This window comes from Flavobacterium sp. ABG, assembly GCF_001027725.1.
GTDB classification, from domain to species: Bacteria; Bacteroidota; Bacteroidia; order Flavobacteriales; family Flavobacteriaceae; genus Flavobacterium; species Flavobacterium cupriresistens.
The window spans coordinates 178683-192446 of sequence record NZ_LEKS01000005.1 but is presented as its reverse complement, the minus strand read 5'-3'; the positions used below and the strand labels follow the sequence as shown (position 1 = coordinate 192446).

General features: G+C 35.5%; 10 protein-coding genes. 5 read left to right on the top strand and 5 right to left on the bottom strand.

The window, feature by feature from the left end; genetic code table 11:
- Positions 1–4 precede the first annotated feature (4 nt).
- A complete protein-coding gene (locus AB674_RS07385) occupies positions 5–829 on the top strand; it encodes an N-acetylmuramidase domain-containing protein (protein WP_047775274.1) in 825 nt (274 codons plus the stop codon).
- A gap of 60 nt (positions 830–889) precedes the next feature.
- On the opposite strand, the gene pheT is transcribed toward AB674_RS07385, so the two are convergent.
- From pheT to AB674_RS07360, 5 genes are all read right to left on the bottom strand, one after another.
- Positions 890–3310 (bottom strand): phenylalanine--tRNA ligase subunit beta, encoded by a 2421-nt coding sequence (gene pheT, locus AB674_RS07380; RefSeq protein WP_047775272.1) that lies wholly within the window; start codon positions 3308–3310, stop codon positions 890–892.
- Between the two features lie 181 nt (positions 3311–3491).
- Positions 3492–4355, bottom strand: coding sequence for a bestrophin family protein (locus AB674_RS07375; RefSeq protein ID WP_047775270.1), 864 nt, complete (start codon positions 4353–4355; stop codon positions 3492–3494).
- 27 nt (positions 4356–4382) lie between these two features.
- Positions 4383–5693: a TolC family protein gene (locus AB674_RS07370; RefSeq protein WP_047775269.1), complete on the bottom strand. Its 1311-nt coding sequence runs from the start codon at positions 5691–5693 to the stop codon at positions 4383–4385.
- Between the two features lie 68 nt (positions 5694–5761).
- Positions 5762–8857 (bottom strand): efflux RND transporter permease subunit, encoded by a 3096-nt coding sequence (locus tag AB674_RS07365; protein ID WP_047775267.1) that lies wholly within the window; start codon positions 8855–8857, stop codon positions 5762–5764.
- 76 nt (positions 8858–8933) lie between these two features.
- A complete protein-coding gene (locus tag AB674_RS07360) occupies positions 8934–9992 on the bottom strand; it encodes an efflux RND transporter periplasmic adaptor subunit (RefSeq protein ID WP_047775266.1) in 1059 nt (352 codons plus the stop codon).
- 645 nt (positions 9993–10637) lie between these two features.
- Between AB674_RS07360 and AB674_RS07355 the strand changes: the two genes are divergently transcribed.
- From AB674_RS07355 to AB674_RS07340, 4 genes are all read left to right on the top strand, one after another.
- On the top strand, positions 10638–11237 hold the full coding sequence (locus AB674_RS07355; protein ID WP_047775264.1) for a peroxiredoxin family protein: 600 nt from the start codon (positions 10638–10640) through the stop codon (positions 11235–11237).
- Between the two features lie 31 nt (positions 11238–11268).
- Positions 11269–12126 (top strand): hypothetical protein, encoded by an 858-nt coding sequence (locus tag AB674_RS07350; protein ID WP_047775262.1) that lies wholly within the window; start codon positions 11269–11271, stop codon positions 12124–12126.
- 60 nt (positions 12127–12186) lie between these two features.
- Positions 12187–12528 carry a hypothetical protein gene (locus AB674_RS07345; protein WP_047775260.1) on the top strand — a complete coding sequence of 114 codons (342 nt, stop codon included), beginning with the start codon at positions 12187–12189 and terminating at the stop codon, positions 12526–12528.
- Positions 12529–12603: 75 nt separating this feature from the next.
- Positions 12604–13206 (top strand): PAS domain-containing protein, encoded by a 603-nt coding sequence (locus tag AB674_RS07340; protein ID WP_047775258.1) that lies wholly within the window; start codon positions 12604–12606, stop codon positions 13204–13206.
- The last annotated feature ends 558 nt before the right edge of the window (positions 13207–13764 follow it).

The window sequence follows — 13764 nt, the reverse complement described above, 5'->3', positions numbered from 1 at the left end:
AGCCATGAGAACTATAAAATTTGGAGTCAAATCAAGTGAGGTGTATTACTTAAACGAATTACTCGCAAAACGCAATTACAGCGTCATCGTTTCAGACTATTTTGGCGTTGAAACGGATAAAGCGGTAAAGGATTTTCAGTTAAACAACAATCTGGTAGTTGATGGAATTGTGGGACTAAAAACCTGGTCAATGCTTTTAGAACAAAGTGATGCCGGATCTTTATCCAACAACAAATTACTTTCGGAGCAAGATCTTATCGATTTCTCGAACGACCATAATCTTGAATTAGCAGTTGTTAAAGCGGTAAATCAGGTTGAAAGCAATGGCAAAGGTTTTCTGGTAGACGGGAGGCCAAAAATTCTGTTTGAAGGCCATGTTTTCTGGAGGGAATTAAAAAAGAGAGGCATCAATTGTCAAGCTTATGTCAATTCAAATACGGCCAATATTCTCTATCCTGCTTATACCAAAAAGTATTATGTGGGTGGAGAAGGGGAGTATACCCGTTTAGAAAAAGCGATGAATTTAAACTCGGATCCAGATTTTAGTGACGCTGCAAAGTGCTCGGCCTCTTGGGGGCTCTTTCAGGTTATGGGATTTAATGCTGTTTCTATCGGATATGCGAACATAAACGAATTTACAGAAAAAATGAATCTAAATGAAGGGGAACATTTAAAAGCTTTCGGGTTCTTTTTGAAAGAGAATAATCTGATTTCGGTTTTAAGAAACCAAAAATGGGCTGAATTTGCCCTTAAGTACAACGGTGAGGGGTATAGAACAAACAAATACGATGAAAAACTAAAGAGTGCTTACGAGCGATTTGCGTCTTAAAAAAAAATCCGACAGCTCTTTGAAAACTGTCGGATTTAATTATAGTAAGAAAGTTCTTTTTTATCTTAAACTTGCTCCAAGTTCGGTCTCAAATGCATGTTGCAATTTCGACATGATTTTATCAATCTGAACATCTGTAAGTGTCTTAGTATGATCCTGAATCGTAAAACTTAAAGCGTAAGATTTTTTACCTTCCGGAAGATTTTTACCTTCATAAACATCAAACAAATTCACATCTTTCAAAAGTGTTTTTTCCGTTTGTTTCGCCAAATTATAAACACTCTCGTATGTTGTTTTTTGATCGATTAACAAAGCCAAATCTCTACGAACTTCAGGATACTTTGGAATTTCGGTGTATTTGATTTTTCCGGTAATAATTTTCAATACCAAATCCCAGTTGAAATCAGCAAAATAAACATCTTGTTTGATTCCGAAATGCTTTAGGATCGGTTTTTTAATCACACCCATTTCAACTAATACATCATTGTTGTAACAGATAGATGTTCCTTCAGAGAAAATATCAGACTGCACAGGATTATTAGATATTTTATCGATTCCTAAACGGGCTAAAATAGCTTTAACATATCCTTTCAATAAAAAGAAATCTGTAGCTTTCTGAGGGCTTGTCCAGCTTTCTTTATTTCTGTCTCCGGAAATGGATAGCGTTAAATGTTTGTGCTCTTCATAACCGTTAAGGAATTTGTGGTAGGTTTTTCCAAATTCAAACAATTTCAAATCAGAACTTTTTCTGTTGATGTTGTATGAAATCGCTTCCAAAGCAGAAAACAGCAAAGATTGACGCATAGTTGCCAAGTCACTACTTAACGGATTAAGCATGGTCACATTATGCTCTTCTTTTAACATAGCCGATAGTTTTGTATAAGCAGCTGTTGTTAAAGAATTGGCCATCATTTCATGAAAACCTTGCGAGTTCAATTGAGAACCGATTAGGTTCTGCACTTTGTAATCTTCTGTTCTTGGTGAATTTGCAACCGTAGCATTAAACTTCTTCGAAAACTCGATATTGTTGTAACCGTATACTCTTAAAATTTCTTCAATTACATCAATTTCACGTTGTACGTCCACGCGGTAAGCAGGAATCGTTAATCCCAAACCGGAATCAGAAACACTGTTTACTTTGATATCTAAAGAAACCAGTATTTTTTTGATCGTATCTTTTGGAATTTCCTGACCGATAATTTTATAAACATGACTAAAGTTCAATAAAACAGAAAAATCCTCTACCTTTTTAGGATACACCTCAATTACATCAGAGGTGATTTTTCCACCTGCAACTTCCTGAATCAAAAGAGCAGCACGTTTTAAAGCATATTCTGTAATAGTCGGATCAATTCCTCTTTCAAATCTAAAAGAAGCATCTGTGTTTAACTGATGTCTTTTGGCTGTCTTACGAACACTAACCGCATCAAAATAGGCACTTTCAAGGAAAATAGAAGTAGTTCCTTCAGAAACTCCTGATTTTTTTCCTCCAAAAACACCGGCAATGCAAAGTGGTCCTTTTTCATCACAAATCATCAAATCTTCTGCATGCAATGTTCTTTCCACATCGTCTAAGGTTGTAAATTTTGTACCCTCAGCCAATGTTTTTACACTTATTTTTCCGTTGACTTTTGCAGCATCAAAAGCGTGCAAAGGCTGTCCCAATTCATGTAAAACATAATTGGTAACGTCAACAATATTATTTTTTGGAGCTAATCCGATCGCTTTTAGACGATCTTGCAACCAGCTTGGAGATTCTCCAACAGTGATCCCCGAAATCGTAACACCACAATATCTTGGAGCCAAAAGAGGCTCTTCAACAACCACATCAATTTTAAGGGTACGCATATCCACTCTGAAATTGCTTACAGAAGGTGTAATTAATTCGATGTTTACGCCACGTTGCAGCATTCCGGCTCTAAGATCACGCGCTGTACCATAATGGCTCATGGCATCGGCACGGTTAGGAGTCAATCCAATTTCGAAAACTTCGTCGCTTACGATATCAAAAACTTTAGAGCCCGGAGTTCCAGGTACTAATTTTTCGTCTAAAACCATAATTCCGTCATGACTGGTACCAAGACCTAATTCATCTTCTGCACAGATCATTCCGTGGCTTTCTTGTCCACGAATTTTTCCTTTTTTAATGGTGAATTCTCCACCGTCTTTATCATACAAAACTGTTCCGATAGTAGCAACTGCTACTTTTTGTCCGGCAGCAACATTAGCAGCTCCACAAACAATCTGTATAGGAGCTTCCAATCCGATATTTACAGTCGTAACGTTTAGTCTGTCAGCATCGGGATGTTTTTCACAGGTAAGCACGTGTCCTACAACAATTCCTTGTAAACCACCTTTAATGGATTCATATTTTTCAACAACTTCGACTTCCAGACCTAAATCTGTAAGTAATTCTGATGTTTGTTCAGAGGTCCAGTCTGTCTTAATGAATTGTTTTAACCAGTTGTAAGATATTTTCATGTTAACTTTTTTATTCTTGAATAAGGGTGTAAATATAAGGATTGATCAGCGGAGTTGGAAACAATTTTTTTGTTTTTTGCCGTATAAATTTACCTTTCAACGTTATAATGATGCAACAAATTTAACACAAGCATTTTGTAATCTGTTTGTAATGAGTTGCTACACTACTTTGTAAGGGGATTTAAATCAGTTCTTCCACGTGTTTTTTGATATTTTCCGAAATCTTTCTGATCGGCAAATCATTTTCATCATCACCAAAAGGATCTTCAATTTCTTCGGCTATAAGCTCTAAACTGGCTAAGACGTAAAAGATAAAAACAACCACCGGTGCTACATAATATCCTAAACTTACTGCATATCCAAAAGGCAATGTCATCGTATAAAAAAAGATGAATTTCTTGATGAAAGCACTGTAAGAGTAGGGGATAGGCGTGTTTTTGATGCGCTCGCAGGCACCACAAATATCGGTAAAAGATTGTAACTCCTCATTTAAAATAATGAGTTGATCTCCGGTAATTTTTTTAGCATCATACAAATCATTGATTTTCTGATACATGATTCTTTTTACCTGATTCGGTTTGTGTTTTTGATGGTCAATTTCTAAATCTACATCTTCAAAAAGCTGTTTACCGGTATCCTCATTATTCAAATGCTTCTGCAAAACAGAAGCATATGTTGGTATAATCTTACGGAAAAATTTCCTGTCGTTTTCTTCTTTTAAAATAGCGGAAAGTTTTATCGCTAAATTACGACTGTTGTTTACCAGTGCGCCCCAAAGCTTTCTGCCTTCCCACCAACGATCATAAGCTGTGTTGGTTCTGAAAACAAGCAATAGGGATATTACAAAACCAAGCATTCCATGCATAATAGGAATGTTCTGGATGTAGTCATTTTTGGTGACTTTAAAATATTCAAGTTCAACATATCCAACCGCTCCGGCGTAAACTCCGATGGCCAGCATAATTGGAAATAATTTTCGAACGGTATCTGATTTATGAAAATGAAAGATAAAAGAAAACCATTCTTTAGTATTATATGAAATCATTTAAGTTTGTTTTGAAACAAATTTAAATTAAAAATTCATATTTCCCGCCAATTCTTTTAGTGCAATTTCAGATAATTTTGCCTGATATTGGGCATTGCTGTAACGTACCTTTGCGTTTACATAATTAAGCTGAGCTGTTCTGAAATCGATAGTTGTGATCGTTCCGATTTTGAATTTATCCAACGTAATCTCTAAGTTTTGTTTAGCGATTGCTTCGTTATTTTCCTCAAGACCAATCAATTCTAAATTGGTCAAATACGTCTGAAAAGCAGTACTTAACTGTGTATTCAAAACCATATTTTGCTGCTCGATGGCAATTTGAGAATTCTCAATCTGCAGTTTAGCCACTTTTTCATTTCGATGCTGATTAAAGCCGTCAAAAATATTCAGCGTCGCATTAAAACCATAATTTAAACCTCGGGAAGAAGTAGCGCTGGTAAATCCTAAACTCGATTCACTTTCGTTGAAATTATAACCCGAAGTCAGTCTTACAATTGGATAACGATCAGCTTTGACTTGTTTCAACTGCAATTCAGCTATACGTTTGTTTATAACCTGCGCTTCTAATGCCGGATTCTGTTTTTGAGCTAAATCCACTAAATCATTTAAAATCAATTTATTATCAACAGTCACCAAATCAGTTACTTTAAAATCTATTCTTGAATCACGTGCTAAATACTGCTTCAATAAAATTTTGGCATTAGCATAAGATTCTTTTTGTCTTAACAACGCCACCTGATCCGAATTTAGATCCACCTGCGCATTTAAAACCTCTAATTTTGAAGCTTTACCAATACTAAAACGATTTTTAGCTAAAGTCAATCTTTGGTTCGAAATTACAATCGTCGTATCCAATGCAGCTAATTGTTGTTGCTGCTGCACCAAGTCATAATAAGCCGAATTTACTTGTCCAATCTTGATCAAAATGGTTCTTTTAAGCTCTGAATCGCCCAGTTTTTGAAGTTCTTTTAACTGATCCAATTTCGCAAACATTTTCATTCCGTCAAAAACCGTCCAACCCAGACTTACACCGTAGCTTAAACTGTTGTTTTTGGCATTTTTCAATGATGTAGAAGTTCCATCCTGACGTGTTTGTGATGAATTCTGAATATTGTTGTTATCTGTAACCGAAGCCGTTGCGGTAGGTAACATTCCTGCGTTTCCGACCGTAACATTAGTCTCACTTATTTTCGTGTTGTTTTTGGCAATCTTAATTTCAAAGTTATTTTCCAAGGCTATTTTCATAGCATCTTCAATAGTTAAAACTTCTTGCGCTTGTACTTTTGTGAGGCAGAAGAAGCATACTAGCAGACTACTGAATAAAATTTTAGTACTCATATTTGTTTTTCTTTTGACAGGAATTCACCAGCTCAAACTTTGGTAATAGTGAATTCCTGACTAATAAATTATTTACTTTCTTTTTCGTATTCGTCAATATGATCAAACTCCGGATAGTGTTTTCTGGCTTTAGACCACATCAGGTAAATTGCCGGAATCACAAAAAGAGTTAGAGCCAAAGAGAAAATAGTTCCACCCACAATAACAACTCCCATTCCGATTCTACTCGTCGATGCCGCTCCAAGTGACATTGCAATTGGTAAAGCCCCTAAAGCAATCGCCAAACTCGTCATTAGAATTGGACGCAAACGCGCTTCAGATGCTTCTAAAATAGCTTCCAGCTTCGGTTTTCCTTGCTCTCTTAGCTGATTCGCAAATTCAACAATTAAAATACCGTTTTTAGTTACCAATCCAATAAGCATTACCGTTCCAATCTGACTAAAAATATTCCAGGTTTGATTGAATAACCATAAAGAGAATAGAGCACCTGCAACAGCCATTGGCACTGTAAGAATAATGATAAGCGGATCGATAAAACTTTCAAACTGAGCGGCAAGAATTAAAAAGATCAACAGCAAAGCCAATCCAAACGCGAAAGAAGTATTAGAGCTACTTTCAACAAAATCTCGTGATTCTCCACTTAAATCGGTCGTAAAAGTATCATCTAAAACTTTAGCTTTAATCTGATCCATAGCCTGAATACCATCGCTGATACTTTTGCCCGGCGCCAAACCTGCAGAAACAGTAGCCGACATATAACGGTTATTGTGATACAATTGAGGCGGATTACTTTGTTCCTCGATATTCACAACATTGTCCATCTGAATAAGCTCTCCTTTGCTGTTTTTAACAAACATAGAAGTTAAATCCAGAGGCTTAGAACGGTCCTTCTGATCAAATTGACCAATAACCTGATATTGTTTTCCGTTTTTAATGAAATAACCAAAACGCTGACCACTTAAAGAAAGCTGTAAAGTCTGCGCAATATCAATAATAGAAATTCCTAAACTCTCGGCTTTGGCACGATCGATACTAACGTTGATTTCGGGTTTATTAAATTTCAAGTTCACGTCGGTAATAGAGAAAACATCACTTTTACCTACTTCTTCCATAAACAAAGGTATTTTTTCTCTTAGTTTTTCGAAATTCGGCGCTTGAATGATGTATTGAATCGGCAAACCACCACGTCTGTTTACGGCAATAGTAGGTTGCTGAATCACAGATGTTTTAGCATCCGGATATTTTTTCGTCCATTTTGTTAATTTGTCCGCAATGTCTTTTTGAGACAGTTTTCTTTCGTTTGGTTCTTTTAATGAAAGCCTGATAAAACCGGTGTTTGTTGCAGAAGCTCCAAAACCAGGCGCGGTAATCACCAAGCTCACTTTTTTCTCCGGAATAGAATCATCTACCAATCTTGATATTTCCTGCATAAAACGGTCCGTGTACTCATACGAAGAGCCCTCAGGAGTTGTCATACGCATGGTTACCGAGCTACGGTCGTCATAAGGAGCGGTTTCTTTTGGAAGTATCGTAAAAAACAAATAAATCAACCCAAAACAAGCAATTAGAATCGGGAAACTGATCCATTTTTTCGCCATAAATCGGTTTAAAGCATCCGCATAACCGCTGTTTAGCTTTTCGAAAAAAGGTTCTGTTTTAATATAAAATTTTGATTTTTTTTGTTCTCCACCTTTCATTAAATAAGCATTCAACATTGGCGTTAAAGTCAATGATACGAAGGCCGAAATTAATACAGCAGCACCAATTACAACTCCAAATTCCCTAAAGAGTCGGCCGACAAAGCCTTCCAGGAAAATTACAGGTAAAAACACAGCCGCCAAAGTCACCGAAATCGAAATTACAGCGTAAAAGATTTCGTTTGATCCTTTAATAGCCGCTTCAATAGGCGACATGCCTTCTTCTACTTTTTTGAAGATGTTTTCCGTTACCACAATTCCATCATCTACCACCAAACCTGTCGCCAAAACAATAGCTAAAAGAGTCAGTACATTGATTGAAAATCCAAAAAGCCACATGATAAAAAATGTCGCAATTAAAGACACCGGAATATCGATTAAAGGACGGAATGCAATGGCCCAGTCCCTAAAAAACAGGTAAATGATAATAATTACCAGGATAATTGAAATTCCTAAAGTCTCCGCCACCTCTAGTACTGATTTCTTAACGAAAATAGTATTATCCAGCGCAATATTAAGTTTGATGTCTTTTGGAAGATCCTTTTTTAAGGCATCGTATTTTTTATAGAATTCAGCCGAAATATCCAGGTAATTGGCCCCCGGCATTGGAACAATAGCCAAACCAATCATCGGAAGTCCTGATTGGCTCAATTTTGTCTCTATGTTTTCCGGACCTAATTCAGCACCACCAATGTCACTTAACCTGACAATGATATCACCGTCGGTACGAATAATGATATTGTTGAATTCTTCCGGTTTAGAGAGATTTCCAACCGTTTTTACTGTAAGTTCAGTGTTATTTCCGGTCAATTTTCCGGAAGGTAACTCCACATTTTGCGCGTTTAAAGCATTTCGAACTTCCGCTACTGTGCAACCGTAAGCTGCCAGTTTTGCCGGATCTATCCATAAACGCATGGCGTATCGTTTTTGCCCCCAGATTTGCACACCACTAACTCCCGGAATCGTTTCTAAACGTTGTGAAATTACATTTTCTGCATAATCACTTAATTCTAAAGCACTTCTGGTGTCACTCTGTACGGTCATCGAAATAATCGCATCACTATCGGCATCAGCCTTAGAAACTACGGGCGGAGCATCAATATCCTGCGGCAAACTTCTCACGGCCTGAGAAACCTTATCTCTTACGTCATTTGCAGCCTCTTCCAGATCTTTGTCCAGATTAAACTCGATGGTAATGTTACTGCTTCCCTGATTACTGGAAGAAGTTATATTTCTGATTCCGTCAATGGCATTTACAGCCTTTTCAAGAGGTTCTGTGATTTGGGATTCAATAATATCAGCATTGGCTCCGGTATAATTGGTTCTGATCGAAACCTGTGCCGGATCAATGGAAGGAAATTCGCGAACACCCAGAAAAGTGTAACCAATAAAACCGAACAAAATAATCAAAAGATTCAGTACAATGGTTAAAACGGGTCTTCTTATACTAGTAGTAGATAAACTCATTATGATTTTTAGATTTTAGATTTTAAGTAGTTGGTTTTCGATTGTTATCTCATAAACCGATTTTCAAAATCTATAATTATTTTACTTTAACTTTTATTGGAGCCTCATTTTTTAATGACATCACACCACTTGTCAGCAGCGTATCACCCGCTTTTAATCCGGATAAAATCAAAATCGAAGCATCTGTTCTTGTGGTAGCATCAACCATAACTTCTTTGGCTTTACCCATATTTGCGATATATACTTTTTTACCACTTTGAACAGGTACAATAGCTTCTGAAGGAACTACGATCGCATCTTTGATAATATTAAGAGGTAATTGCACATCTGCGAAAGTACCCGGCAAAAGTTTTCCGTCGATATTATCTGCAATGGCACGAATTTGTAAAGTACGTGTTGCTACAGCCACTTCAGGTTCAATGGCGTATATTTTGGCTGTATAAACTTTTGTTGAGCCCGACACTGTAAAATCAATATTAGAACCCGACACTACTTGTGAGGCATATTTTTCAGGAATTGAAAATGTAATTTTTAATTTTCCTGTGTTCACTAATTTTGCCACCAGTATAGTAGGGGTGATGTACGTTCCCGGAGAAATAGAACGCAAACCAATTTTCCCTGAGAAAGGAGCTTTTACAGCTGTTTTTGAAATCTGCGCTCTGATCAATTGGCTTTGAGCTTGTGCTGATGCATAATCTGCATTGGCAACATCAAATTCTTCCTGACTTATCGCTTCTTTTTGGAGTAGTAATTTGGCTCTTCTTTCGTTTTCCGCTGCTAATTTTTCTCTGGTAACAGCTTGTCTTAATTGCGCTTTTAACTCAATATCATTTACCTTAAAAAGTACCTGACCTTTGTTTACGAAAGTACCTTCAGTAAAGTAAATATTTTCAACAATACCGGAGACTTCGCTTCGAATTTCTATTTGTTCATTAGCTTCAATAGAACCCGATAAGGACAGATTATTATCAAAAGTGGCCGTTTTTACCACTATTCCTGTTACGGTAGTTGGACTGTCTTTATCGCCGAATTTTTTAGATTCTTCGTTTTTACTTTTATTAGATACAACTCGGTAGGCAATAAACCCTCCAAGTCCGATAATCAGAAGGGCATAAACTAGGTTTTTTACTTTCATAAAATTGAGGTAAATAGATTTTTTGGGTAAGTGTTTTTAGTAAGTGTACAAATTTAACTTTTTGGAGCGAATCCAAATGGCGTTAGCTTTTATTTAACATTTGTATGTACAAATCTTTACATTGAATTTAAGTCATTGAAAAACAGTATTTTACTATTATTCAAATTGACTTAGAGCTGTTCTGGCGCCGATTTTTGGCTGTTTTTTGAAAATAGGTCATTTTATAAAGTTGATGTGAATAATTGGATTTAGATGCTGATTTAGATGATTGGTTTAACGACACGATCTGAAAAACATGTTTTTTAACAAAACTTTTAGAAATGTTTTAATGAGCTGTATTTTTTGTAGGTTTTTACGCAAGTAATTTTGCTTAAAAATAAAACAAAAAATAAGGTAATTCTTATCTAATAAGCAAAATTTGCATTTTAACTGATTTTTTTTGTTGTTTATCGATTTTATTCGTAACATTGATAAGCTTAAACAAAATGATCGGTTTTTTGTGATAATATTAATGTTTTTAGGGGTTAAGCGTGTAAATGTGTAGGTTTTTTATTTGTTTTTAAGTTAAAATTAGTTTTATACAAAACCAATTACTTAACAGTTGTTTAGACATCATTAGAATTATATACCCAAAACTACTTATTTATGGCAAAAAAAATACTCCTTGGCTTATGGTTTTCTTTATTGCTCTCCGCAATTCTTGTTTTATTCTGGCAGAATGAGTTCAAATACAGTTTGCCAACTCCGATTCCTAAAAATTATCATACCATTGCTATGGGTTCCCGAATTGACTTAGGGAAATGTTGGGTTACCAACAACAAACCTGTATTTATTCATTTTTTTAATCCGGATTGTCCTTGTTCACGATTTAATATACCACACGTTAGCGAACTAATCAAAAAGTATGGTGACCGTATTAATTTTAAAATTGTGGTCTTAAACAAACACAAAAATTTTACGATTGAAGAAATACAGAAAAAATTCGATGCTGAAATCCCTGTCTATTTTGATGAAGCGATGGCCAAAAAGTGTGGTGTTTTCTCCACTCCGCAAGCTGTTATAATTGATCCTGTACAGAATTTATACTACCGAGGGAATTACAATAAGACCAGATATTGTACTAATGCCGACAGTAATTATGCACAAATGGCAATTGATTCTTTGCTCAAACAAACCAAGACCCCTTCATTTGATGCTTTAGCTCTGAGAGCTTACGGATGTTCGTTACCAAAATGCACTAAATAAATCTAACCCTCAACCTAAATTACCCAAAATTATGAAATCAAAAGCAAGTTTGAATGAACAAGATTACCTACACAGTTTTATGTCAACAATGACACAAAAGTCAGACACGATTATTAATTATGTGCTTGCAGCCTATTTTCTTCTCGGAATTGCCCTGGCCTTTAAGTACGATACATTTGAAATTGGGGTTGGAGTAGGTGTCATTAATTTATTGTTGTATTATTCGGCAAAATTCTTTTTTAAAAAATCGAACTTTTACCAGTATGTTTTGTCTGTAGTGTTGGCAATTTTTATGGCGCAATACATTTATCAGATGCATGGTTTGTTTGAAATGCACTTTACCGTATTTATCGCCAGTACCATTTTAATTATTTATCAAAATTGGAAATTGCAAATTCCGCTTACGCTTTTGGTGGTTCTGCATCATGGAGCTCTGGCTTATATGCAGAATGCTGTTTTTAATGATCCAAAAGGTTTGCAGTTGTATTTTTCTCAGGTAAATTTCGATTTAGAAACTTTTATTATTCACGTAGTATTAGCTGCAGTTGTATTTTTAATGAATGGGTATTGGGCGTATTATTTCAAAGAACACAGCCAGAATCACATTTCAAAAATATCAGATGAGTATGAATTGGAAAACATGAAATTGGCTTCTGCAAAATACAGCACACTGTCTTCTAATAATGAATTTAATGTTTTTGTTTACAGAACAGCACAAGATTTAAGACTTCCGGTAGATTCGGTTTTAAAACTTATTGATGCCTCAAAAGGACATACTGATAATGATAAACTATTAAACTACCTGGAAATGATGCGTGAAAGTGCCAAAAAAATAGATGATTTGGTTAATGACATTCACGGTAAATCGGCTACCAGAGTTTCAAATTAACTTTAAGTTGTATTTAGTAGTAGGTATTAATTCAATCCATTATAACTTAAATTTAATCTTATGTCGAAATATGATTTTGAATCAACCAATGCAATGCTCGATTCTTTAAAAAAATCGTTTGACAGTTTCCTTAAAGAAGACGTAGCTGTAAATTCATTTGATAAAATAACAGAAACTGATTTTGGAAAGGAAGTTGCCCGAATTTTTAACCAACACAGTGATAATCATAATGCTATAAATTTAGATTTTCAATATAAAAAGATCGTTCATATTGCAAATGATATTCAGCATTTAAAACTGGCCAACGACGCCACCTTGCCGGATTGGCTGGAGGAAGAGCTCGAAGCCGTTTTTAAGAAAACAAAAGGCTTGTTAACTATTTTAAAAGAAGAACTGAACTAGAATACTATTTAATACGCAGCGCATTTATTTATGCACAACAAAAGAGTCGCATATTAATTTTAAAATACGAGATTTATGGATACCAGAATTACCCGCCCGAATCCATCAGACAGAGAAGTTGATTGGAATAAAACCAAAGTATTACTAAGCAAAACAGATACAAAAGGAACTATTTTGTATGCTAACGAAGCTTTTATTGATGTATCGGGCTACGATGAGTTTGAACTTATCGGACAGCCCCACAACGTTATCCGTCATCCGGATATGCCAAAAGTTATTTTTAAATTTTTATGGGATAGTATTAAGGGTAATAAAAATATACATGCTATAGTCAAAAACATGTCTAAAACCGGAAGATACTATTGGGTAATCACAGATTTTAAAATTGTTTCAGATTCAGACGGAGAAATTGTAGGGTACTTTGGAACCCGAAAATCGGTTCCGGAAGAAGTAATCGTTAAGTTTATAGAACCACTATACAAAAAACTAATCCATATCGAAGAGGCGAGTGGACTTCATGCGTCTGAGGAATATTTGATCGGTTTTTTGGAAGAACGTAAAAAAACGTACACCGAATATGTAGATCATCTTGTAGCCACCGGAAAAGATGATAAAAATAAAGTAAGCAAAGGTTTTTTTAACGGCTTTTTCGAAAAGAAAAACGGAACCAAAAAATAGCGTAGAATAAATTACTATACGCTTCATTGTATCAGTTCTAAAATAGGAATGCTTTTTTTGCCCCAACTCTATTAAGCTTACTAATTTATGTAACTATTTTAGACTTAAATCTCGACCGTTTAAGATGATACTTTGGAGTGTATTTTTTTTAGTTTCTGAGTTACTGAGGTTCTGAGGGGCTAAGATTTGGGGTGAATCTAAACGTGGTAGTAGCAAAATCCCGCAAAAGAAATTTTGCTCGTTGGAATCATTCTATACCTCATTTCTGAATTATAATAATGTAAATTTCCAGTAAAAATTAAAATATTTGCAAAAGTATCATTTTGAATAGTCTCCTGCTTCAGCTGGAGGATTACAAATAGTTCAAGATTTAATGGCTTTAGCCGAATTATACCCCAGTTCTTTTAGCTAAAACCAAAGATGCACCTCTCAATCATTTACCTCCAGATGAAGCACAATGTCATTAAGTTAATGCTATTTTTTCACGCAGATTCTGCGGATTCTGCGGATTTTTCAATTAATTAAACAAAACAGTTGTTGCAAATCACTTCGTAACTT

Bases quoted from the DNA above. Each gene is read 5' to 3' on its own strand.
- AB674_RS07385 (WP_047775274.1), top strand. From the start codon at position 5: ATGAGAACTATAAAATTTGGAGTCAAATCAAGTGAGGTGTATTACTTA.
- pheT (WP_047775272.1), bottom strand. From the start codon at position 3,310: ATGAAAATATCTTACAACTGGTTAAAACAATTCATTAAGACAGACTGG.
- AB674_RS07375 (WP_047775270.1), bottom strand. From the start codon at position 4,355: ATGATTTCATATAATACTAAAGAATGGTTTTCTTTTATCTTTCATTTT.
- AB674_RS07370 (WP_047775269.1), bottom strand. From the start codon at position 5,693: ATGAGTACTAAAATTTTATTCAGTAGTCTGCTAGTATGCTTCTTCTGC.
- AB674_RS07365 (WP_047775267.1), bottom strand. From the start codon at position 8,857: ATGAGTTTATCTACTACTAGTATAAGAAGACCCGTTTTAACCATTGTA.
- AB674_RS07360 (WP_047775266.1), bottom strand. From the start codon at position 9,992: ATGAAAGTAAAAAACCTAGTTTATGCCCTTCTGATTATCGGACTTGGA.
- AB674_RS07355 (WP_047775264.1), top strand. From the start codon at position 10,638: ATGGCAAAAAAAATACTCCTTGGCTTATGGTTTTCTTTATTGCTCTCC.
- AB674_RS07350 (WP_047775262.1), top strand. From the start codon at position 11,269: ATGAAATCAAAAGCAAGTTTGAATGAACAAGATTACCTACACAGTTTT.
- AB674_RS07345 (WP_047775260.1), top strand. From the start codon at position 12,187: ATGTCGAAATATGATTTTGAATCAACCAATGCAATGCTCGATTCTTTA.
- AB674_RS07340 (WP_047775258.1), top strand. From the start codon at position 12,604: ATGGATACCAGAATTACCCGCCCGAATCCATCAGACAGAGAAGTTGAT.